Origin of the sequence: Paraburkholderia sp. SEWSISQ10-3 4 (genome assembly GCF_030464785.1) — a bacterium.
Lineage (GTDB): Bacteria > Pseudomonadota > Gammaproteobacteria > Burkholderiales > Burkholderiaceae > Paraburkholderia > Paraburkholderia aspalathi.
Map to the genome: position 1 here is coordinate 48299 of NZ_JALPRI010000022.1, position 21460 is coordinate 69758.

The 21460-nt window shown below is 60.9% G+C and carries 20 protein-coding genes; 8 read left to right on the forward strand and 12 right to left on the reverse strand.

Features of this window, described 5'->3' with window-relative positions; all coding sequences use genetic code 11:
* Positions 1-21: 21 nt before the first annotated feature.
* Positions 22-351, reverse strand: coding sequence for a ferredoxin family protein (locus tag M0D68_RS29570; RefSeq protein ID WP_266212350.1), 330 nt, complete (start codon positions 349-351; stop codon positions 22-24).
* Positions 348-1994, reverse strand: coding sequence for an FAD-binding protein (locus tag M0D68_RS29575; RefSeq protein ID WP_266226147.1), 1647 nt, complete (start codon positions 1992-1994; stop codon positions 348-350). Before M0D68_RS29575 ends, M0D68_RS29570 begins: the two co-directional genes overlap by 4 nt.
* Before the next feature lie 215 nt (positions 1995-2209).
* On the opposite strand from M0D68_RS29575, the gene M0D68_RS29580 reads away from it, so the two are divergent.
* A complete protein-coding gene (locus M0D68_RS29580; RefSeq protein WP_256457826.1) occupies positions 2210-3055 on the forward strand; it encodes a Crp/Fnr family transcriptional regulator in 846 nt (281 codons plus the stop codon).
* A 149-nt stretch (positions 3056-3204) separates the two neighbouring features.
* Here the strand turns inward: M0D68_RS29580 and M0D68_RS29585 are convergent, their stop codons facing one another.
* The 4 genes from M0D68_RS29585 to katG form a co-directional block, all read right to left on the reverse strand.
* Entirely contained in the window at positions 3205-4515 is a 1311-nt protein-coding gene (locus tag M0D68_RS29585; RefSeq protein ID WP_266226149.1) for an MFS transporter, read from the reverse strand.
* 182 nt (positions 4516-4697) lie between these two features.
* Positions 4698-6170, reverse strand: coding sequence for an aldehyde dehydrogenase family protein (locus M0D68_RS29590; protein ID WP_256457824.1), 1473 nt, complete (start codon positions 6168-6170; stop codon positions 4698-4700).
* Between the two features lie 22 nt (positions 6171-6192).
* Complete coding sequence (locus M0D68_RS29595) at positions 6193-7164, reverse strand: amidohydrolase family protein (RefSeq protein ID WP_200572054.1); 972 nt, start codon at positions 7162-7164, stop codon at positions 6193-6195.
* A 433-nt stretch (positions 7165-7597) separates the two neighbouring features.
* A complete protein-coding gene (gene katG, locus M0D68_RS29600) occupies positions 7598-9847 on the reverse strand; it encodes a catalase/peroxidase HPI (protein WP_266226151.1) in 2250 nt (749 codons plus the stop codon).
* A 526-nt stretch (positions 9848-10373) separates the two neighbouring features.
* On the opposite strand from katG, the gene M0D68_RS29605 reads away from it, so the two are divergent.
* Together M0D68_RS29605 and M0D68_RS29610 are read left to right on the forward strand one after the other, a co-directional pair.
* On the forward strand, positions 10374-10676 hold the full coding sequence (locus M0D68_RS29605) for a helix-turn-helix transcriptional regulator (RefSeq protein ID WP_093632833.1): 303 nt from the start codon (positions 10374-10376) through the stop codon (positions 10674-10676).
* A gap of 94 nt (positions 10677-10770) precedes the next feature.
* Positions 10771-11832, forward strand: coding sequence for an alkene reductase (locus M0D68_RS29610; RefSeq protein ID WP_093632834.1), 1062 nt, complete (start codon positions 10771-10773; stop codon positions 11830-11832).
* Between the two features lie 20 nt (positions 11833-11852).
* On the opposite strand, the gene M0D68_RS29615 is transcribed toward M0D68_RS29610, so the two are convergent.
* Positions 11853-12380 carry a GNAT family N-acetyltransferase gene (locus M0D68_RS29615; RefSeq protein ID WP_266226153.1) on the reverse strand — a complete coding sequence of 176 codons (528 nt, stop codon included), beginning with the start codon at positions 12378-12380 and terminating at the stop codon, positions 11853-11855.
* 135 nt (positions 12381-12515) lie between these two features.
* Between M0D68_RS29615 and M0D68_RS29620 the strand changes: the two genes are divergently transcribed.
* The gene (locus M0D68_RS29620) at positions 12516-13163 is read left to right on the forward strand and encodes a VTT domain-containing protein (RefSeq protein WP_266226154.1); all 648 of its coding nucleotides are present in this window, start codon (positions 12516-12518) and stop codon (positions 13161-13163) included.
* Positions 13164-13227: 64 nt separating this feature from the next.
* A complete protein-coding gene (locus M0D68_RS29625; RefSeq protein WP_266226155.1) occupies positions 13228-13839 on the forward strand; it encodes a LysE family translocator in 612 nt (203 codons plus the stop codon).
* Positions 13840-13867: 28 nt separating this feature from the next.
* Here the strand turns inward: M0D68_RS29625 and M0D68_RS29630 are convergent, their stop codons facing one another.
* The 5 genes from M0D68_RS29630 to M0D68_RS29650 all read right to left on the reverse strand — a co-directional run bounded on the left by M0D68_RS29630 (position 13868) and on the right by M0D68_RS29650 (position 18058).
* Positions 13868-14374: an SRPBCC family protein gene (locus M0D68_RS29630; protein WP_266226156.1), complete on the reverse strand. Its 507-nt coding sequence runs from the start codon at positions 14372-14374 to the stop codon at positions 13868-13870.
* Positions 14371-14709: a helix-turn-helix transcriptional regulator gene (locus M0D68_RS29635; RefSeq protein WP_266226158.1), complete on the reverse strand. Its 339-nt coding sequence runs from the start codon at positions 14707-14709 to the stop codon at positions 14371-14373. Before M0D68_RS29635 ends, M0D68_RS29630 begins: the two co-directional genes overlap by 4 nt.
* A gap of 3 nt (positions 14710-14712) precedes the next feature.
* Positions 14713-15174: a VOC family protein gene (locus M0D68_RS29640; protein WP_266226160.1), complete on the reverse strand. Its 462-nt coding sequence runs from the start codon at positions 15172-15174 to the stop codon at positions 14713-14715.
* Between the two features lie 133 nt (positions 15175-15307).
* Positions 15308-17059 carry an IlvD/Edd family dehydratase gene (locus M0D68_RS29645; protein ID WP_266226162.1) on the reverse strand — a complete coding sequence of 584 codons (1752 nt, stop codon included), beginning with the start codon at positions 17057-17059 and terminating at the stop codon, positions 15308-15310.
* A 48-nt stretch (positions 17060-17107) separates the two neighbouring features.
* The gene (locus tag M0D68_RS29650; protein WP_093632842.1) at positions 17108-18058 is read right to left on the reverse strand and encodes a GlxA family transcriptional regulator; all 951 of its coding nucleotides are present in this window, start codon (positions 18056-18058) and stop codon (positions 17108-17110) included.
* 204 nt (positions 18059-18262) lie between these two features.
* Here M0D68_RS29650 and M0D68_RS29655 point away from each other — a divergent pair, with 204 nt between their 5' ends.
* Genes M0D68_RS29655 through M0D68_RS29665 form a run of 3 tightly spaced genes read left to right on the forward strand, consistent with a single transcriptional unit; the run spans position 18263 to position 21455 of the window.
* Positions 18263-19570: an epoxide hydrolase family protein gene (locus tag M0D68_RS29655; protein ID WP_266226164.1), complete on the forward strand. Its 1308-nt coding sequence runs from the start codon at positions 18263-18265 to the stop codon at positions 19568-19570.
* Between the two features lie 50 nt (positions 19571-19620).
* Positions 19621-20364: an SDR family oxidoreductase gene (locus M0D68_RS29660; protein ID WP_266226166.1), complete on the forward strand. Its 744-nt coding sequence runs from the start codon at positions 19621-19623 to the stop codon at positions 20362-20364.
* Positions 20365-20405: 41 nt separating this feature from the next.
* Complete coding sequence (locus tag M0D68_RS29665) at positions 20406-21455, forward strand: alpha/beta fold hydrolase (protein ID WP_266226206.1); 1050 nt, start codon at positions 20406-20408, stop codon at positions 21453-21455.
* Positions 21456-21460 lie beyond the last annotated feature (5 nt).

The following is a 21460-nucleotide window of genomic DNA, read 5'->3' on the forward strand; positions in this document are numbered from 1 at the left end:
TGGCATTGCTGCCGTCGTTCATCAACGGATAGGCGTCAGTAGTGCGTAGCTTGCGTCAAGTGCGGCGGTAGAGGTGCGCCCTGGACCCCAGCCGAGTGCTTCGCGATAGCTGCCGAGGCGCACACCGTGCGGAAGGCGTGCTTCGTCTACCATGACGGAGGCGTCGGCCTGCGGCGCGACGAACAGCGCATCCGCCGGACAGTACAGCTCGCACATGAAGCAGGTCTGACAGTCGTCCTGCCTCGCGATCCGCGGAATGCCCCCTTCCACCGCCTCGAACACATTCGTGGGACACGCGCGCACGCAGATATTGCATCCCGTGCAGCGCGATTCGCTCAAAATTTCGATCATGCATGGGCTCCTTGATGTTCAGACGGCGCCAACCCCGTGCCTACCTCCTTGCTGCGGACCCATACGTCGTCGAGGCCTCCGCTGATCAACCTGTGACGCTGCCCTGCATCGATCGACTTATATTCCGCGCGTCGATGCATGCCGCGCGTCTCGGTACGTACCTGCGCGCTGCGATACATCCAGCGCGCGGTCGCAACCATCGCCGCCGCCTCTCGCGCACGCACGGCCTCTTGTGCGCCGCGTGCCGGCGCGCTGGCGCGCAAGCTCGCCCACAGTGTGTCGAGGCGGCCCAGCGAATCGTCCAGCAGGTCCCCGCTGCGCGTCCAGTTACGCTCATACGGGAACACCTCGTCTTGCACGGCCTTCACGACGCTCGCGCTGTCAAAAGCCAAGTTGTGCGATGTGTCGCGCAAACCGACATCGCCCGCGCAATAGAGTCTGCCGGTCCCGGCGCGACGCTTCGCGAGCGAGTGGTCAGCGGCACCGGCGCCCGCCCAGAAACCCGACGACATCGCCCATGCTGCGTTATGGCTGCCGCCTCCGGTGAACCCGCCGCAAATCATCTCGCGTGTCGCGGCGTCGCCTGACGCATAGAGCCCTTCCACCGACGTCGAACAATCGCGGCCCGTGACATGCAGGCCACCGGTTCCGCGAACCGTCCCCTCTAACCTGAGCGTTACCGGGAAGTGCTGGGTGAAGGGATCGATGCCCAGCCGGTCGAAAGGTACGAAGAAGTTCGGTTGCGCCGTGCGCATCCACGCGCGAACCTGTTCGTCGGCGCGATCGAGGCACGCGAACACGCGGCGCGTCTGCAGCTCACGCGCGATGATGCTGCGCCCGAATGCCGAGCCCGCTCCCTCGAGCTTCACGCCCTGTTCGTCGTAGAACGTCGCCCACTTGTAGAAGAGCGATTTGGTGACCGAAGCGAATGCCGGACCAAGCCCATACGCATTCGAGAACTCCATGCCGGACATCTCCGCGCCTACTTCGGCGGCCATCAGATGGCCGTCGCCCGTCAGCACATTGCAGCCGAGCGCGCGGCTCTGAAACGCGCAGCCGCCCGTCGCAATCACCACGGCCTTCGCGCGCACGACCCACGTGTCCCCGCTCTGGCGCTGCACGCCGCGCGCGCCGGCAACCGCGCCGCCCCCATCTACGAATAGTTCGAGGGCCGGGCTGTGATCGAGGATGCTTGCACCACTCTCCTTCACGCGCTTGCGCATCAGCCGCATATAGTCCGGTCCCTGCAGCGAAGTGCGTTGCTCCTCGCCGTTTTCGTCGATGGGAAACGGATAGCCCCATTCCGCAAGCTGGTGGACGTTCACCCAGGTTTGCTCAAGCACACGATCCATCCATTCGTGTTCCGCAAGCTGGCCTCCCAGATCAAAACGGCTCTGTTTCGCCCGCTCGCGCGTATCGCTCTGCGGCGAGACATACCAGATCGCGGTGCCTGACGGCGCCGTCGCGCCCGATGTCCCGCAGAAGCCCTTGTCCGCGAGCACGACCTTCGCCCCCCTCGCTGCAGCACCAATCGCGGCCCAAGTGCCGGCCGGACCACCACCGATAACCAGCACATCGACATCATGACGCGTAGCTGCGGTTGCATCGTCCAGCGCGCCGCCGCTCACAATCGGTTGACTCATGTAAAACTTCTCCCATTAGGGCGAGGTCCAGATGGCTCGCGTTCCAACGTCCCGCCGGCTGACATCCGGCGCTCATAAGAAAAACGTTCCTAAAGCGACCCTGCACCCATGCCGCGATACACGTTTATCGTTTATCGTTAATCGCTCGAGACATTTCATTCGCACAGCTCGCGTTTATCGATACTCGATTCAAACCTCCCGAACCGGACTGCCGCATGCAAGGTGCACCGCAAAACCTTTCCCCTGTCGACCGCGCTGAAGATATCTCCGCTAAAGCAGCGGCAAATCTGCCATTGCAGTCGAGCGGCCGTGATCTGTCACGCAGGCAGCGGGAAATCATATGGACTGCGTTCCGTAACCATGAGGCCCTGAGCGCGTGGCCGGAAGCTGTCCTCGACGCCCTCGTCGAAGCTGGCTCTCTGCGCACGTATGCAGATGGCGAGCTGATCTATCTCGCCAACGATCCCTGCACCGATATCCACATCATTCTTTCCGGCATGCTTGAATGGGGATGGCCAAGCACTCAGGGCATTCGGGCCGTCGAGACGTTCATCCCGCCAGGCGAGCTGGCCAACCTCACCGCAGTGATGACCGATCAGCGCTCCATTCACAACCAGCGGGCGCGCGGGCTCACCCGGCTTTTCCACATTCCCGCCGATGCGTTGAACGCCGCACTCGAACGCGATCCAACCCTCACCGCAAGCCTGCTCCGGCTACTCGCCACGCGTGCACGCCACCTTCACGACTGCCTCGGCAATCTTGGTTTGATGTCGTTTCGCGCGCGCCTCGCGGGCCATTTACTTGCGCTCGGCAAACGCTACGGACACACCGATAACAATGGCGTGACGCTCGGCATCCGTCTGTCGCAGGAGGATCTGGCTGCACTGCTCATGGCCTCGCGCCAGCACGTCAACAAGGAACTGCGCTGGTTCATAGACCGGCAACTCGTGCGCATCCGATACGGCCGGATCACTCTGGTCGATACCGCCGAACTCGAGTCCATTGTCAGGCAGCCCCCCGCCCATTCGATTGAACCGTTCGAGCCGCGCCGCTCCGTTTGAGCAAACGCACGCGATCGTTACCGGTACGACCTGTCGCCGTCGTATTCGAACGATGACGGGGTCATTATCCGGGCTGACCGATTGGGTAATCTGTCGTTGACACGACAGTGCTTTGCTGTTTTTCTTTTATCTAAATCTGTCGCAGCACATTAGCACTCAACGCAATCGATCCGATTTTTCGCCGAAGCACGGCTAAGAAGAACAAGCATCCAACACGATGCCAACGCGGGCACCGCAGCCGCGACAAACAACGCGGTATTCGACCATTGCAGCCTGATCAGTTGTCCGGCCACCACAGGACCGATAATCGAGCCCGCCCGGCCGATTCCCAGACTCCAGCCAACCCCGGTGGCCCGCAACGAGGTGGGATAGAGCGTCGCGGTCAACGCGTTGACCGCCGGCTGCCCACCGACGATACAGATTCCGCTTATCAGCACGACGGCATAGCGCAGCCCCGTCGATAGATCGGGGAGACCGACAGATGCCACTGAAAATGTCGCCACCAGAAAACTGAGCGCCAGCACACGATAGAAGCCGAAGCGGTCCATCAACGGACCCAGCAGCAGCGCACCTGCCGTACCGCCGATCTGCAATGAAGTGCCGATGAGCACAGCCGTCGCCACCCCATGGCCAACTCTCAAGGAAAGCATCGGAAGCCAATTCGACAGGAAAAAGAGATCAAGCAGATTCGCGAAGTTGATCCCCCATAGCAACAACGTCATCGTGCCGCGACCATGGCGAAAGAGTTCGCCAACGGAGGCCTTCGCTTGCGGCTGCCCGCGAACGGCGAAGCGGGTCCCGGGCGCGAACTGGACGCCCGGCGCAATTCGCCCGAGCCACTGAACCACCTTTTCCAGGCTGCGCTGTTTGACCACCAGCAGTTGGAGCGATTCAGGCAGATACCTCGCCATCGGGACGGCAATAAGCAGCGGCAATACGCCCCCAACGAAGAACACCGACCTCCAGCCCATCGACGGAAGCAAGGCTGCGCAGAGAAGGCCTCCAGCAATGGCCCCGCCCGTGAAGCCACACGAGACCCAGGTCATCAGTGATGCCCGATATTTCTGCGGACTGTATTCGCTGACCAGCGCGATAGCGTTACCCATCACGCCGCCGATACCGAAGCCGGTCAGGAACCGAAGGACAAGAAATTCCGGCACACTCTGAACCAGGGTGGTACCGAGCATGCATAGCCCATAGAAAACGGTCGCGCCGATGAGCACCGGCCGACGCCCCGCGCGATCGGCCATGGCGCCGAGAACGATGGAGCCCGCGAGCATCCCCAGCAAGCCGGCGCCGAAAATCGGGCCGAGCTCGGCCGGGCTGATGCCCCACGCACGGACAATCGCAGGCGCGACAAAACCCATTGTCTGCACATCGAACCCATCCATCACCACTGAGCAACCGATCATCACCATGATCCATTTCTGGAAGGTGCTCAGTGGCTGGCTATCGATCAACGCGCCAATGTCGACGATCGAAGCGGGCGCCTTTTCGACTCGCTGGACAGTATCGGGGGTCACGCTTCACCTCGCTCTGTTTGCGCATGAAATCGTGCGCCAATGGGTCACTGCTGTCTTCTCGACGTTGCCGGGCGACGCGACTCCGTGCGCGTATGCGGCTAGCCCGGCACAACAGCTTTCTAGAAGGGATAAGCCGGAAGTTCGTCGCGGCTCGTCACCCACTGCCATTCCGTAAACTGGTCGATGTTGGTCAGCGTGCTGTAGTTATGCCCGTTGCCGGACAAACCCAGACCGCCCATCGGACCAAACACCTCGTGCATGACCGTCTGATCATTGATGTGGACGATGCCGGCGTGCAGCCGGTCCGCAATCCGTTGGGCGCGACGCAAATCCGAACAAGCCACTGCCGCGACCAGGCCATAGCGGTTCTGATTGGCGAGCGTTACCGCCTCGTCATCGTTCTTGAACACGGTCACCGCGGCGACGGGACCGAAAATCTCTTCCTCGAACGCGGGCATCCCAGGCGCGACGTCTACCAAAACGGTCGGGTTAAAAAACAGTCCGTCGCGAGTCCCACCGGCGAGAAGCTTCGCGCCCTTGCTCACAGACTCAGCAACGATGCGATCGACGTTTTCAGCCTGCCGTTCATTGATGATAGGACCGAGATGGACATTGCCCTTGAAAGGATCGCCAACCGATAGCGCTTTGGCGCGTCTGACGAGGCTTTCAATGTAGGTGTCAGCAATACGTTCATGAACGAGATGCCGGCCCGCGGACATGCAGACTTGCCCTTGATGCAAAAACGATCCCCACGCTCCCGCGCTCGCCGCAGCTTCGACATTGACATCATCAAGCACGATGTAGGGATTCTTGCCGCCGAGTTCGAGGCTCGCTCGCTTGAGCAAGCCGCCTGCTACTGCGCCGATCGCTTGCCCTACCCGTGTGGATCCCGTGAAGCTGATCATGTTGACAAGCGGATCCCGAACCAGCGCGTCACCGGTTTCCGCTGCACCGGGCAGAACATGGAACAGTCCCTCGGGCAGCCCTGCAGCCTCAAATAGCCGCGCATACAGAACGCCACCGCTAACCGGCGATTGAGGGTCGGGCTTGAGCAGCACTGCATTGCCGGTGGCCAACGCCGGAGCGATGGCGCGCGCCGCTAGAATGAACGGAGAATTCCATGGAGTAATAACGCCGACCACGCCCATTGGAATTCTGCGCGCTACGCTATGCCGCTCCTTAACGTCGCTTGTCGTGATCATCCCGGTTGGCTGGCTGCCCAAGGCCGCCGCTTCGAGAATCTCGCGTATCGCCAGCTTCACCTCCAGTTGCCCCTTTGGCCGTATCGACCCGGTCTCGCGGACAATCTGGACGGCGATCTCCTCTTTGTGAACCTCCAGCAAACGGGCGACCTCGCGCAACACATCCCCTCGCTGAGGCCCTGGCGTCGCGGCCCAGGCGCGTTGCGCTTCGGTCGCGATCGCGGCAGCGGCGGATACGTCGGCAGCCGATGCGCAACCAATCGATCCCATTTCCGCGCCGGTCGCCTTCTCGGTCACCGGGATCGTACCCGCGCCTCCGGTCTTCCATCCGCCGCTATAGATTCTGTTACGCCACACATCTGCTGGCGCCAATTGAGTCAATACGGACATTCGATTTCTCCTATTCCTCGCATCATTCAAGACCGAACAAACGCTGTGCGTTTTCCCGTCCAATCTTCACGCGATCCGTTTCGCTGATCGAGCATGTGTCGAACCACTGGGACGCCTCGTCATGCGTTTCGAACGGATAGTCGACCGAATACATGATCCGGTCGCTGCCCATTTCGAGCATCGTGGACAGCAGCGTCTGGGTTCTGAAATTCCCGCTCGTCGTGACGTAGACATTCTCCCGGAGGTATTCGCCCACGCTGCGCTTGCACGGCAATCCTCGTGGCGCCTTCTGAAGAATGTGGTCGACGCGCCAGATGTTGAACGGAATCCCCTCGCCGAGATGGCCAAGAATCATCTGCAACTCAGGATTGCGGTCGAAAAGACCTGACGTCATCAGTCGCAGTGCGTGAGTGCTCGTCTCAACCGCGAACGCCCAGGTCGCGGCGGTCAGCCACGGAAAGCCATCGTAGATCGGCTCACGGGACGGCAACGGATCGCGAGGATGCATATAGAAAGGCTTGCCGAGCGCCGCCGCATTTGTCCAGAAGTCGGTGTACTGCGGGGCATCGTAGTACACGACATTTTCCGCATCGCCCACCTGGGAAAAGCCATTCACCATGAAGCCATGGAATCCGAGATCCTTCACGCTTCGCTCGAGTTCACGTGCCGCCGCTTCGGGGTCCTGCATAGGCAACGCGGCAAATCCACCCAAACGGGTTGGATGGCGGCCAACATGTTCTGCGAGGACATCGTTAGCCCGGCGCGCGACATCGATCGCCTGCTTGATGTCCGGAATACCCTGAATGCCCGGCGAGTTGAGCGACAAGATTGAATACTCGGTTCCGCCCTGTTCCATCCGCTCGAGTCTCTGCTGCTCGATGTCCATCAGATTGGACTTCAGCATTTCCCAAACGGGCGCAGGCGCATAAATCTTCGACTGCTCGATAGTGAGGTCTATCGCAAAGTGTTCCTCAAGTGCAATCTTGTTTCTCATTGATCTGCTCCAATTCAAGGCATCGCAACCTCATCTGCAAAGGAGAGATGAGGTGCATCACACGGGTTTGTCCCAGAGGCTAATTTATTTGATTTTTCAAACATGTTGGGACCGAGTGTACTTGATTTTTCAAGTATATGTGCACCGCGTAAACCCTGAATCGACTGACTGATACCCGCAAGCAATCCACGGTCGAGCCGCGGACCAAAGTGGGCCGCTACGAAGCCTAAGGAAGGGGGAAGACGATCATGCAGGCTGATGTAATGACGCGAATGTTCGAGTCACTCAGGCTGCACGGTATGGCATGGACGCAAAAAAAACGGTGCGGCTCCGATATAACCAGAGTCGCACCGCGACATGCAGAATTACCTTCGCAAGCTGAGGCAAGGTTCCGTCAGGGTTGCAGCAACCCTGACGGAACCCGCACACCTGCTCAGGCGAGGTCGAAGCGGTCGAGGTTCATCACCTTGACCCACGCAGCGACAAAGTCGCGAACGAATTTCGCCTGCCCGTCCTCGCTTGCATAGACTTCGGACAGCGCCCGCAACTGAGCGTGCGAACCAAACACCAGATCGACACGGCTACCGGTCCACTTCACCTCACCGGTCTTGCGGTCACGCCCTTCGAACACGTCCCGGGAGACCGGTTTCCATTCCGTACCCATGTAGAGCAGGTTGACGAAAAAGTCGTTGGTCAGCGTTTCCGGACGCTTGGTGAAGACACCATGCGAATCCTGCCCGCTCTGGACCTTCAAGGCGCGCAAGCCGCCGATGAGCGCCGTCATCTCGGGTGCCGTCAGGGTCAGCAATTGCGCCTTGTCGATCAGCAACGCCTCAGCCGGGACACTGTACTTGCCCTTCAGATAGTTGCGGAAACCATCGGCAACGGGTTCAAGCGCGCCAACGGACTCCACGTCGGTCTGATCCTGCGACGCGTCCGCGCGTCCCGGCGCAAACGGCACCGTCACCTGATGGCCGCCGTTTTTCGCGGCCTGCTCGATGCCGGCGCTACCGGCCAGCACGATCAGGTCGGCCAGCGACACCTTCTTGCCGGACTGTGCGCCGTTGAACTCGCTCTGGATCCCTTCGAGGACCTTCAGTACCTTCGCCAGCTGCTCGGGCTGGTTGACCGCCCAGTCTTTCTGCGGAGCGAGGCGAATGCGCGCACCGTTGGCGCCGCCGCGCTTGTCCGAGCCGCGGAACGTGGATGCTGACGCCCAGGCCGTCGACACCAGTTGCGAAACGGACAGCCCTGACGCCAGAATCTTCTGCTTGAGCGAGGCGACGTCCTGATCGTTCACCAGAGCGTGGTCGACTGCCGGAATCGGATCCTGCCAGATCAGTTCTTCAGCAGGCACTTCCGGTCCAAGATAGCGGACGCGCGGTCCCATGTCGCGGTGAGTGAGCTTGAACCATGCACGGGCGAAGGCATCGGCGAGCTGGTCTGGATTCGCCAGGAAGCGCCGCGAAATCTTCTCGTAGGCGGGATCGAAGCGCAGCGAGAGGTCGGTGGTGAGCATCGTCGGCCGCTGCTTCTTCGAGGCATCGAAAGCGTGCGGAATCGTTTCGCCGGCATCCTTGGCGACCCACTGGTTGGCGCCGGCGGGGCTCTTGGTCAGTTCCCATTCGTACTTGAACAGGTTCTCGAAGAAGCCGTTGCCCCACTTCGTCGGCGTGGTGGTCCAGGTGACTTCCAGTCCGCTGGAGATCGCGTCGGCGCCCTTGCCGGTGCCGAAGCTGCTCTTCCAGCCCAGCCCCTGGTTCTCGAGGTCTGCGGCCTCGGGTACCGGACCCACATTGTCGGCAGGACCGGCGCCGTGCGTCTTGCCAAAGCTGTGGCCACCGGCGATCAGCGCGACCGTTTCCTCGTCGTTCATGGCCATGCGAGCGAAGGTCTCACGGATGTCATGTGCCGCGGCGAGCGGGTCAGGATTGCCATCGGGACCTTCCGGGTTGACATAGATCAGGCCCATCTGCACGGCGCCCAGCGGGTTTTCCAGGTTGCGCCCGTTGTCGTCGCGGCTGACTTCGCTGCCGTGCAGTGCTGGATCGGCCACGATCACGCCTTCGCCCTCATTGCCGGCAGCGCCCTTGCCGTAACGGACATCGCCGCCCAGCCAGGTCTTTTCGTTGCCCCAGTAGACGTCCAGGTCCGGTTCCCAGGTGTCCGCGCGACCGCCACCGAAGCCGAAGGTCTTGAAGCCCATGGTTTCGAGCGCGACGTTGCCGGTCAGGATCAGCAGATCGGCCCAGGAAATTTTCTGACCGTACTTCTGCTTGATCGGCCACAACAGGCGGCGAGCTTTATCGAGGCTGACGTTGTCCGGCCAGCTATTGAGCGGCGCGAAACGCTGCTGGCCACGCCCGGCGCCACCGCGGCCGTCGCCGATGCGGTACGTGCCGGCACTGTGCCAGGCCATGCGGATGAAGAATGGACCATAGTGGCCGAAGTCTGCCGGCCACCATTCCTGCGAGTCGGTCATCAGTGCCGCAAGATCCTTCTTCACCGCGGCGAGATCGAGGCTCTTGAACGCCTCGGCATAGTTGAAGCCGCTGTCCAGCGGGTCCGACTTGCTGGAGTGTTGGCTAAGCAGATCCACCCGCAGCTGCTTTGGCCACCAGTCACGGTTGGTCGTGCCACCTCCGGCAGCATGATTGAACGGGCACTTTGCATCGTTAGACATGCACTATCTCCTTGGGGAATATACCCACTACCAGTTCTTCCACGGCGTCTGGCTTCTACGGTGCATCGCCGAACCAGTGCCGTCGGGCGGTCGGGGAATCACATGATGGACTCTTTTTGATGTACTGGCACTGTCACCCGACGCGCATAGTCTTCGTCCGATGATGGACGTCGTGGCGTGTATTGGACCAGGATGCGTCCGCGTCGGCAGGCCTACTGCACATAAAAATATATGTGAGAGCGGCCATCAACAGAATGCGATTTTCGCAATGCTATTGATAGATCGTAACTATAACGTGACAGATGCCTTACATATTTGCCGTCATGTGCGCCGTCCCGCGCCGTAGGAAGTGCAGGCTTATTTGTGCGCCGACATCTATCGACCCCATAGCGAGTAGTGGCTTCAAGCATATCGTCAAATTCCGATATATGATTCGTCTTGTAGCGATGCAGATGCATGGCCGCTAACGTGCGCCATGCCTGCCTGTTGTTGACGATCTGAAGTTGATGCCCTGAAACCGACCCACATGACGCTCGATATCGACGCGATTCACAAAGCGCTTGCCAACCCTGTACGGCGGGAGATTCTCGGCTGGCTGCGCGAGCCGTATGCGCATTTCTCCGACCAGGAGCTCCCGCTCGACCACGGCGTGTGCGCCGGCAAGATCGACGCGCACTGCGGCCTGTCGCAGTCCACCGTGTCGGCGCACCTCGCCGCGTTGCAGCGCGCCGGTCTCGTTACGTCGAAGCGGGTCGGTCAATGGGTGTTTTTCAAACGCAATGAGGCAGTCATTCAAGCCTTTCTCGAGCACATGAACAGCCAGCTCTGAGCGCTTCATCCGCATCGCCGCGTTTTTTCGCTTATTTCATCATGCAGTTTTTTTAAGGCCGGGGCCACGCGCCCGCCACCTAAGGTGAACTCATATGCCGACTCTTTTTGACCCGCTCCAGATTGGCGACATCACGTTGTCGAACCGCATCATCATGGCGCCGCTCACGCGCCAACGCGCTGAAGAAATCCGCGTACCGAACGCGCTGATGGCGAAGTACTACGCCGAACGCGCCACGGCAGGCCTGATCATCAGCGAAGCCACGTCCGTTACGCCGCAAGGCGTCGGTTACGCCGACACCCCGGGTATCTGGTCGCAGGAGCAGGTGGAAGGCTGGAAGATCGTCACGAACGCCGTGCATGCAGCCGGCGGCAAGATTTTCCTGCAGTTGTGGCACGTCGGCCGTATTTCGGACCCGCTGTTCCTCAATGGCGAACTGCCGGTTGCGCCTAGCGCCATCCCGGCTCAAGGCCACGTGAGCCTGGTGCGTCCGGAGCGTCCATACGTGACGCCGCGCGCACTCGAACTCGACGAAATCGCGGGTGTGGTCGAAGCGTTCCGCAAGGGCGCCGAAAACGCGAAAGCAGCAGGTTTCGACGGTGTGGAAGTGCACGGCGCGAACGGCTATCTGCTCGACCAGTTCCTGCAGGACAGCACCAACAAGCGTACCGACGCCTACGGCGGCCCGGTCGAAAACCGCGCCCGCCTGCTGCTCGAAATCACTGACGCCTGTATCGACGTCTGGGGTGCGAACCGTGTCGGCGTGCACCTCGCACCGCGTCGCGACTCGCACAACATGGGCGATTCGGATCCGGCAGCGACATTCGGCTACGTGGCACGCGAACTCGGCAAGCGCAAGATCGCGTTCATCGCCGCCCGCGAAGCACTCGGCGACGACCGCCTCGGCCCGCAACTGAAGAAGGCATTCGGCGGCCCGTACATCGCGAACGAAAAGTTCACCAAGGAAACCGCACAGCACGTACTCGACGCGGGTGAAGCGGACGCGGTGGCGTGGGGTCAACTGTTCATCGCGAATCCGGATCTGGTGCGCCGCTTCGAAACGAATGCGCCGCTGAACAAGCCGAATCCGGCAACGTACTATGCACGTGGCGAAACTGGCTACGTGGATTATCCGACGCTGGAAGCAGTGGAATAAGACGTTCGGTTCATGCGGCGTTACGCAAGGTCACGCCGCATGAATACGCGTTTCGATTCGTCGAGTCCGCGCGCGATGTGCGCATCGCGCCGCGCGATCAGTGCCGCATCCAGATCGGCCTCCTCGATATCGCAAAAGCCGAGCCGCCGATAGTACGGTGCGTTCCACGGCACCTCGCGAAACGTCGACAAAATGAGTTGCGTGATCTGTTGCGCACGCGCGAGTTGCGCGACCTGCTCGATCAGCGCCGCGCCGATGCGTTGCCCGGCATGCGAACTCAGCACATCAAGTTCCTGAACATAGAAGCGCGCGGGCTGCGGCTCGAACATCACAAACCCCACACACGTCTCATCAGCTTTCACGGCAACGATGATCTGCTGCGCGTCGATCTTGCGGCGAACAAGTTCCAGCTCCATCGGCGGTGCATCGGCGATACCCGTCATGCCGACGCTGACAAAGCGCTGGCCGGCCTCGAATTCGATCATACGGATAGCATCCGCATCGTGCGGCGCGGCAAAGCGGAACGTGAGGCTGGAAGTGTGTTGCATAGGGGTTTCTTAAATTTATTCGGGCGCGATTCTGGAAATCACACCCCGATATTGACATCCGCACCGAGAAATAAACAAGTGCCCATGCCGCGACGGGACTAAAATCCCGAACACCCAAATCCCTTTCGAACCACGATGGATCTCATGCATGTGCTGCAGGTCGCCCTGCACTTCGACCAGCACCTGAGCGGTTTGATCGTGCAATACGGCACAGCCGTCTACGCGATGCTGTTCCTCGTCGTGTTCGTCGAAATCGGTTTCCTGCCGCTATTCTTTTTGCCTGGCGATCCGCTGATCTTCATCTGCGGCGGTCTCGCCGCGACAGGCGCGCTGAACGTCTGGCTCGTGATCCCCGTGCTGTTCGCCGCAACGGTGGCCGGTAGCATCGTCGACTATGCGATCGGCCGCGCCATCGGCGAAAAAGTCTATACCGCCGACTACCGTTGGCTTGACAAGAACGCACTGCGTAAAGCGCACGCGTTTTACGAAGCACGCGGCGGCCTGACCTTTCTGCTGTCGCCGTTCATTGCCGTCGTGCGCACGTTCGCGCCGTTCGTCGCCGGTGTTTCGCGCATGACGTTTGCACGTTTCGTGTCGTTCGTCACCGCCGGCGCGGCGCTGTGGATCATGTCGCTGGTGGCGGCCGGTTATCTGTTCGGCAACGTGCCACTGGTACGCGATCATATGAGTTCGATCGTGCTGCTGGGCGTCTCGCTCGGTGTCGGATCGCTGCTGGTGAGCGCCGTGTGGCGCTTCGTCAACCGAAGGTTGCGCGCTCATTGAACCGGAGGTTGCGCGCACACTGAGCCGATGGTTGCGCGCGCACCGAATTTTGTGGAGGGACGTTATGTCGCTATCTGCTTTGCTCGTCTTCGCGCTGGCGCTGATCATCGCCGCCGGCACGCCCGGTCCTAGCATCGCCGCGCTGGTCGCGCGCGTGCTGACCAACGGCTTTCGCGACGTGTTGCCGTTTCTCGCCGCGATGTGGCTCGGCGAAGCATTGTGGCTCACCTGCGCGGTGGCCGGCGTGGCTGTGATCGCGCGCAGCTTCGGCATGGTGTTTATCGTGCTGAAATTTGTCGGCGTCGCCTATCTGCTGTTCCTTGCCTGGAAGATGTGGCGCGCACCGGCCGACGTGCAAGGCAGCGACCTGCCGAGCGGCCAGTCGCCGTGGCGCATGTTCATCGCCGGCCTGCTGGTGACGCTCGGCAATCCGAAGATCATGATGTTCTACCTCGCGTTGCTGCCGACCATCATCGATCTGTCGCGCATCGGCACCGTCGCCTGGTTCGAACTCACGCTCACCATGCTGATCGTACTGATGGCCGTCGATTTCGGCTGGGCGCTGCTCGCCACACGTGCGCGCAAATTGCTGAACACGCGCCGCGCGGTGAAGTTCACCAACCGCGCCAGCGCTACGGTCTTGGCCGGTGTTGCCGCCGCGATCGCCACGCGCTGACGAGAACGTACGACGCACGCGCAGCCATTCAGCCCGGCGGCGCAGCCGATTGCACTTCAGTCCGTAGCGAGGCCAGCAGAAGCTGCCACCATTCACCGTGCCGCAACAGAAACACGCGCTCGGGGAAATGGTGGCGTGCGACATGCTCCTGCGGCACCGTATCCCAGCCGCGATGCTCCACCGTCACGCGTGTTTCGTCGCCCACCGCTTCGAACCGCACTTCGACCTGCGTGTGCTGCGAGTCGGTGAAACTGGCCTGACGCCAGCCGAATGCCAAACGCTCGCCCGGCTCCCAGGCCGTCACGCGGCCGATCTCGAACACGCTGCCGTCCGGCTGCGTTTCGATCAGACGGCCGTGCTCTCCGGGCGTGTGAGGCGCCGCAGCCTGCTCGAACGACAGCACGCCCGCGCTTTGCGGCGTGAACTGAAACAGGCCATTCGGCCGCCACCATCTACCGATCTCACGCGTGAACACGTCGAATGCGCGAAGCGGCGTTGCCGCGACCCGTAGCGACACTTGCACGCGCGAACTCACTTCTGCTGCTCCAGATGCGCCTTGAACGACAGCAATTGCTCGAACCATAAGGCTTCGGTCTGTTCGAGCCATGCCTTCAACTCGTTCATTGGCGCCGACCTCAGCACGTAGAGACGCACGCGCGCATCGACGCCGTCGTGCGATTCCTCGATCAGTTCGCTCGAGCGCAGCACACGCAAATGCCGGCTCATCGCCTGCGGTGACAGACCGGTGGCTTGCGCGAGTTCACCCGCGCGCATCGGCTGCTGACTAAGCAGATCGACTACCTGACGCCGATTCGGGTCGGCCAGTGCGGCAAGAGTACGGTCGAGCGAGACGCTGGCAGGCAGTCCCATCGCTTATACCCACCCTTCGATTTTCAGGCCGCTCACACGCTCCGCTTCCTCGCGCGACACCTCGCGAACCGTCTGGCCGAAGCTCCAGACATGCCCTTCAGGATCACGCGCTGCATAGACGCGGTCGCCATAGAACTGATCCGCCGGTTCGCGCGTGATCACAGCGCCTGCGGCACGCGCACGAGCGCAATGTTCATCGATCCTTTCGCGCAGTTGCACGTGTACCGACTGTGTATTCTTGCCGCCGATCGAAGCCGGGCTCGCAGCGTCTTCCGACCATTCGCGGCAGATCATCACGTAGCTGTCGCCGAAACGCATTTCCGAGTGGCCCAACTGGCCGTCGCTATCCGTGACCACCAGTTGACGCTCGAAGCCGAACGCATTCTCGAGCCAGTCGAGCGCGGCAAACGGGTCCTTGTAGTACACCGACGCGCCCAGCGAAGGACGATGAAACGGTTCGTTCATGATTGCCTCCCTTTATAAACCTTTCGGTTGATATTTAACACTATAGTTAAACAAATCGAAAAGGCAAGGATGGCGTATTCGTACTGGTGACTCTTCCCAAATGAAATCTGGATCGCGGTGCCGCACGCAGCCTCTAACCCTTCGGCGTCGTGTCGTGAATCCTCGCCGCGCGCAAGAAATCGAAATCGACGCCTTGATCGGCCTGCAGCACCGTATCGAGGAACAGTTTCCGATACCCGCGTTCGGCCGTCGGTACCTCTACGGGTGCAGCGGCCGCACGGCGCGCCAGTTCGGAGTCCGACACCAGCAGAATGATTTCGCGCGCGGCTACGCTGAGCCGGATACGATCGCCGTTCTGAACATAGGCCAACGGCCCACCAACGGCCGCCTCAGGCGTCACGTGCAACACGATAGTGCCGAAAGCGGTGCCGCTCATACGCCCGTCGGAAATGCGCACCATGTCCTTGACGCCGGTACGCGCCAGTTTTTTCGGAATCGGAATATAACCGGCCTCGGGCATGCCCGGCGCGCCTTTCGGGCCGATATTCTTCAGCACCAGAATATCGTCGGCTGTAACGTCGAGATCGTCCGAGTCGATGCGTTCGGCCATGTCCTGGCCGTTCTCGAACACCACTGCGCGTCCCTCGTGCTCCATCAGTCTGGCATCGGCAGCGGATTGCTTGATGATCGCGCCGCCTGGCGCGAGGTTGCCATACAGGACGGCAATACCGCCTTGCGGATAGATCGGATCGGCGATTGTGCGTACCACGTCCTGTTCGAAGCCGGGACCGGCCAGTTCGATCTCTTCCCCCAAGCTACGCCCGGTGACGGTCATCGCGTCGAGCTTGAGCAGCGGCTTGAGTTCGCGCAGCAACGTCGCCATGCCGCCGGCGTGGTGGAAGTCTTCCATGTAATGCTGGCCGGACGGTTTCAGGTCCAGCAACACCGGCGTTTCTCGACCCATGCGATCCAGCGCCTTCAGATCGACATCCAGTCCCATGCGTCCCGCAATCGCGGTCAGATGCACGATGCCATTGGTCGAGCCACCAATCGCCAGCAACACGCGCATGGCATTCTCGAATGCATCGGCGGTCAGTATCTTGTCGATCGTCAGGCCACTGCGTGCCATTCGCACGGCCTGGGCGCCGGTCTCCTCCGCGATACGGATACGATCGGCCGTCACGGCCGGCGGCGACGCGCCGCCGGGCACGGTCATCCCCAGTGCTTCTGCCACACACGCCATGGTGCTGGCCGTGCCCATCACCGAACAGGTGCCGACGCTGGCCACCAGCTGGTTGTTCACAGCGGCAATTTCCGCGCTATCGATCTCGTCGGCGCGGAATTTGCCCCAGTAGCGGCGACAATCGGTGCACGCACCCACGCGCTCGCCGCGGTGCGAACCGGTCAGCATGGAGCCTGTGATCAACTGGATGGCGGGAATATTCGCCGATGCCGCGCCCATCAACTGCGCCGGCACAGTCTTGTCGCAGCCCCCGATCAGCACGACCGCATCCATCGGCTGGGCGCGGATCATCTCCTCGGTATCCATCGACATCAGATTACGCAGGTACATGCTGGTCGGCTGCGAAAAACTCTCGTGGATGGAAATGGTCGGAAAGTCCATCGGCAAGCCGCCGGCCAGCATCACGCCGCGCTTGACTGCCTCGATCAGTTGCGGCGCGTTGCCGTGGCACGGGTTGTAAGCGCTGCCGGTGTTGCAGATGCCGACTACCGGTCGATCCAGTGCTTCGTCGGTATAGCCCGCCCCCTTGATGAAAGCTTTGCGCAAAAACAGGGAGAAGCCGCTGTCGCCATAGTTGGTGAGACCTTTGCGGATTCCGGTGGCCGGTGCGTCGAGCGAGTCTTCTGGTTTGGTCTTGGACATTGAGAAACCCGGTATAGGGTGACACGTGAACGTAGGGACGAGACGATCTCACGGTGCGCCCGTCGCCGTGCGTGCGTGGCGACGAAATGCTTGCGGCGGTTGCCCGAACACACGCAGGAACACTTCCCGCATTCTCCTTGGATCGGAGAACCCGGTCGCGCTGGCGACCTGATCGATCGTGTGCCGGCTCTCCTCGAGCATCAAGCGTGCAGTTTCAATGCGCAGCCGCTCGACGGCCTTTGCAGGAGTCTGCCCTGTCTCCGCACGAAACGCGCGGCTAAATTGACGCGGACTCAACCGCGCGACATCCGCCAATTGCTCGACCGAAAGGGGCTCGTTGAGATTCTTTTTCGCATACGTCAGCGCGGATTGAATGCGATCGGACTTGGGCTCGAGTTCGAGCAGCGCTGAGTGCTGCGACTGTCCGCCGCTACGCCAATGATAGACAACAAGCTTTCGCGCGACCGACCGCGCGACCTTGGCACCAAGGTCCTTCTCCACCAACGCGAGTGCGAGATCGATGCCCGCCGTCATGCCGGCCGAGGTCCAGATCGGCCCGTCCGCAATGAAAATCCGATCCTCGTCCACCGTAACAGAGGGAAAGCGGGTGCGCAGATCGTGCGCATAGTGCCAGTGCGTGGTTGCGCGGCGGCCATCCAGCAAGCCAGCCTCCGCGAGCACGAACGCACCCGTGCACATCGAGGCGGTGCGCCGCGCGGTCTCGGCGCTGCGACGCACGTATGCGAGCACACCTGGCGGCGGCACGACGGTGATGGGGTTGCTTCCGGCGAAGATGACCGTATCGAAGACGCGATCGTCGATCGCCTCGGTCAAGACCGTCAGACCGCTCGAAGCGCGCACCAGACCGCCCGCTTCGGAAACGTTGAGTGTCTGATAGAACGGTTCACCGGCCGCCACGTTTGCGAACTCGAACACGGATTCCGCAACGAGCGCCATGGAATAGAAGCCGTCGAACACCACAAACGCAACTGTCGGCACGGCTGCCTCCTGAAAGGACACGTCCTGAAAACGTAGTTTATACGTCCTTTGAGCCATCAACAATTGACCGTATAAATATCGGTAAGGAGCACGGATCGCGTTACGCGGACGCGCTGTTCGCATACCGTGTCGGCTGCGACACGATCTCGTTGGCCTTCGATTTGATCAGATTTATATCTTCCATTTAATTAGGCATACGTAAATATGTTTTCCATTTCATCCTTGCGTCGACTGGCGTTCGGCTCGTTGAGGGCACGCGCGTTTAGCCTCAGCTTTCTTACTGCGGCCGCTTTTGCACCACCTGTCTTTGCTGCTGTCGAATTGCCCGTACCGGCATCGACTGGCGATACGGCGATCCGCCCGTTCCACGCTCATTTTTCCGATGCCCAACTCGCCGATCTGCGCAAACGCATCGCGGCGACTCGCTGGCCGGACAAGGAGACGGTTGACGACCGAGCGCAAGGCGCGCAACTCGCGAAGCTGAAAGAGCTCGTGAACTACTGGCGCACGGACTACGACTGGCGCAAGGCCGAGGCGAAGCTCAATGCCCTGCCGCAATACGTCACCACAATCGATGGAGTCGATATTCACTTCATCTGGGTGCGCTCACGCAATCCGAACGCGCTGCCGATGATCATGACCCATGGCTGGCCCGGCTCGGTATTCGAGGAACTGAAAGTCATCGGGCCGCTCACCGATCCAGTCGCCTATGGCGGACGCGCGGAAGATTCGTTCGACCTGGTCCTGCCTTCGATGCCCGGGTACGGGTTCTCAGGCAAACCCAAAGGCACTGGGTGGACGCCTGACCATATCGCCCGCGCCTGGGAGGAACTGATGCGCCGCCTCGGCTACCAGCACTATGTCGCGCAGGGCGGCGACTGGGGCTCCGTGATCGCCGACAAAATGGCCGCCCAGAAACCACCCGGACTGCTCGGCATTCACGTCAACATGCCGGCGACAGTACCGCCGGACGTCGCGAAATCGCTGAAAGCGGGTGACCCACCGCCGGCCGGCCTCTCCGACAAGGAGAAAGCCGCGTACAGGTCGCTCGATAACCTCTATACGCGCGGCGGCGGTTACGCAGCGATGATGGTCACGCGTCCACAGACGGTGGGTTACGCGCTCGCGGATTCTCCGGTCGGCCAGGCCGCATGGATGTACGACAAATTTGCGGACTGGACCTACAGCGGCGGCGATCCCGAACGCTCACTGACCAAGGACGAGATGCTCGACGACATCACGCTGTACTGGCTGACCAACACGTCGACGTCCGCGGCGCAGCTCTACTGGGAAAACAATGCGAACAACTTCAACGCCGTCGACATTTCAATCCCTGCAGCAGTGACGGTCTTCCCCGGCGAGATCTATCAGGCGCCGCGTAGCTGGACCGAACGCAGCTACCACAAGCTCATCTACTTCAATGAAGTGAACAAGGGCGGCCACTTCGCGGCCTGGGAACAGCCACAACTTTTCTCGGAAGAACTCAGGGCCTCTTTCAAGTCCTTTCGTTGAATGACGCGAATCCATTCACGCATGAAAACCATTTATTTCAAGAGCAATCGATGAAGACGACTGGCAACACCATTTTCATTACCGGCGGCGGCTCTGGTATTGGCCGCGGTCTCGCCGAAGCATTCCATCGACTCGACAATCAGGTCATCATTTCCGGACGGCGTCGCGCGAATCTCGACGAAACGATCGCAGCCAACCCCGGCATGCAGGCGATCGAACTCGACATCACCGACCCGAAGAACATCATTTCGGTTGCCGAGGAACTCGTTGCCGGATGGCCATCGCTGAACGTGTTAATCAACAATGCAGGTGTGATGCACGTCGACGATCTCGGGGCACCGGTTGACGAAACGCTGCTCACGTCGACGCTGAGCACCAATCTCATAGGCCCAATACGGATGACGGGCGCGCTTGTCGAACACCTGAAACAGCAGGACAACGCGACGATCATCAATGTCTCGTCGGTTCTGGCCTTCGTGCCGATGGCAATGGCCGCTGTCTATTCGTCGACCAAAGCGGCTATTCACTCCTACACGCAATCGCTACGTTATGTGCTCAAAGATACGTCTGTAAGCGTGATTGAAATCGCGCCACCCTGGGTTCAGACGGACTTGCTGAACAGTAAGAACGAACCGCGAGCCATGCCGCTCGCCCCGTATATCGAACAGACCATGCGCGAACTCAGCACCGATGCAACTGAGGCACTGGTCGAGGCAGCGCGACCGATGCGCAACAACGTCGGTCCGAATGAATCGGCGTTCGTAACGCGGTTCAACGACAAGTTCAAAAGCTGATTCGCTGTTCGACAACCCTGATCATGAAGAGGAGACTTCTGGTGTCGAATGAGATGAGCAGCCATCGCCGACGCTTTCTTAGGACGGCTGCCGTCGGCGTCGGCGCGCTGGAGTTGTCCTTGAGCGGGTTCGCGCACTCGCAGTCCGCAGAAGGAGACGCGAATCCACGCGCAAACGCCGCGGCGTCGAAGGCATCGTTTGCCGGGATCAAGCAGATCGATGCTGGTGTCCTGAACGTCGACTATGCGGAGGTCGGCCCGGGCAACGGGCCAGTCGTGATCCTGCTCCACGGCTGGCCTTATGACATCCACAGCTTTGGCGAGGTAGCGCATCGGCTTGCCGCGGCCGGCTATAGGGTAATCGTCCCGTACCTGCGCGGTTATGGGACGACGCGGTTTCTTGCCAGCGAAACAGTCCGCAATGGCCAGCAGTCAGTGCTCGCCGTCGATGTCATCGCGCTGATGGATGCGCTGAAAATTCAGCAGGCGATCATCGGTGGATTCGACTGGGGCGCGCGCACGGCCAATGTCGTCGCAGCGCTCTGGCCGGAGCGCTGCAAGGCATTGGTCTCGGTGAGCGGCTATCTGATCGGCAGCCAGGCGGGCAACAAGGCGCCCTTGCCGCCGAAGGCGGAGCTCGCGTGGTGGTACCAGTTCTACTTCGCCACGGAGCGGGGTAAGCAGGGCTATGAAGCCAATCGGCAAGGCTTCGCGAAGCTCATCTGGCAACTTGCGTCGCCGAAATGGCGCTTCGACGACGCGACGTTCGAGCGATCCGCAAATGCCTTCCAGAACCCGGACCATGTTGCGATCGTGATCGACAACTACCGCTGGCGATTGAGTCTCTCAGATGGGGAGCCGCAGTACACCGATCTGGAAAGGCGTCTTGCGGCCGCACCAATCATCGCTGTGCCGACGATTACCCTTGAAGGCGACGCGAACGGCGCGCCTCATCCGGAGCCCACGGCATATGCGAAGAAATTCGTCAGCAGATATGCGCACCGCACCATCACCGGTGGAATCGGTCACAATCTGCCGCAAGAAGCCCCCAAGGCCTTTGCGGACGCTGTGATCGAGGTTGCCAGCTATTGAATGTG

Bases quoted from the DNA above. Each gene is read 5' to 3' on its own strand.
- M0D68_RS29655 (WP_266226164.1), top strand. From the start codon at position 18,263: ATGTTTTCCATTTCATCCTTGCGTCGACTGGCGTTCGGCTCGTTGAGG.
- M0D68_RS29610 (WP_093632834.1), top strand. From the start codon at position 10,771: ATGCCGACTCTTTTTGACCCGCTCCAGATTGGCGACATCACGTTGTCG.
- M0D68_RS29635 (WP_266226158.1), bottom strand. From the start codon at position 14,709: ATGGGACTGCCTGCCAGCGTCTCGCTCGACCGTACTCTTGCCGCACTG.
- M0D68_RS29570 (WP_266212350.1), bottom strand. From the start codon at position 351: ATGATCGAAATTTTGAGCGAATCGCGCTGCACGGGATGCAATATCTGC.
- M0D68_RS29580 (WP_256457826.1), top strand. From the start codon at position 2,210: ATGCAAGGTGCACCGCAAAACCTTTCCCCTGTCGACCGCGCTGAAGAT.
- M0D68_RS29595 (WP_200572054.1), bottom strand. From the start codon at position 7,164: ATGAGAAACAAGATTGCACTTGAGGAACACTTTGCGATAGACCTCACT.
- M0D68_RS29625 (WP_266226155.1), top strand. From the start codon at position 13,228: ATGTCGCTATCTGCTTTGCTCGTCTTCGCGCTGGCGCTGATCATCGCC.
- M0D68_RS29605 (WP_093632833.1), top strand. From the start codon at position 10,374: ATGACGCTCGATATCGACGCGATTCACAAAGCGCTTGCCAACCCTGTA.
- M0D68_RS29575 (WP_266226147.1), bottom strand. From the start codon at position 1,994: ATGAGTCAACCGATTGTGAGCGGCGGCGCGCTGGACGATGCAACCGCA.
- M0D68_RS29615 (WP_266226153.1), bottom strand. From the start codon at position 12,380: ATGCAACACACTTCCAGCCTCACGTTCCGCTTTGCCGCGCCGCACGAT.
- M0D68_RS29590 (WP_256457824.1), bottom strand. From the start codon at position 6,170: ATGTCCGTATTGACTCAATTGGCGCCAGCAGATGTGTGGCGTAACAGA.
- katG (WP_266226151.1), bottom strand. From the start codon at position 9,847: ATGTCTAACGATGCAAAGTGCCCGTTCAATCATGCTGCCGGAGGTGGC.
- M0D68_RS29645 (WP_266226162.1), bottom strand. From the start codon at position 17,059: ATGTCCAAGACCAAACCAGAAGACTCGCTCGACGCACCGGCCACCGGA.
- M0D68_RS29640 (WP_266226160.1), bottom strand. From the start codon at position 15,174: ATGAACGAACCGTTTCATCGTCCTTCGCTGGGCGCGTCGGTGTACTAC.
- M0D68_RS29660 (WP_266226166.1), top strand. From the start codon at position 19,621: ATGAAGACGACTGGCAACACCATTTTCATTACCGGCGGCGGCTCTGGT.
- M0D68_RS29620 (WP_266226154.1), top strand. From the start codon at position 12,516: ATGGATCTCATGCATGTGCTGCAGGTCGCCCTGCACTTCGACCAGCAC.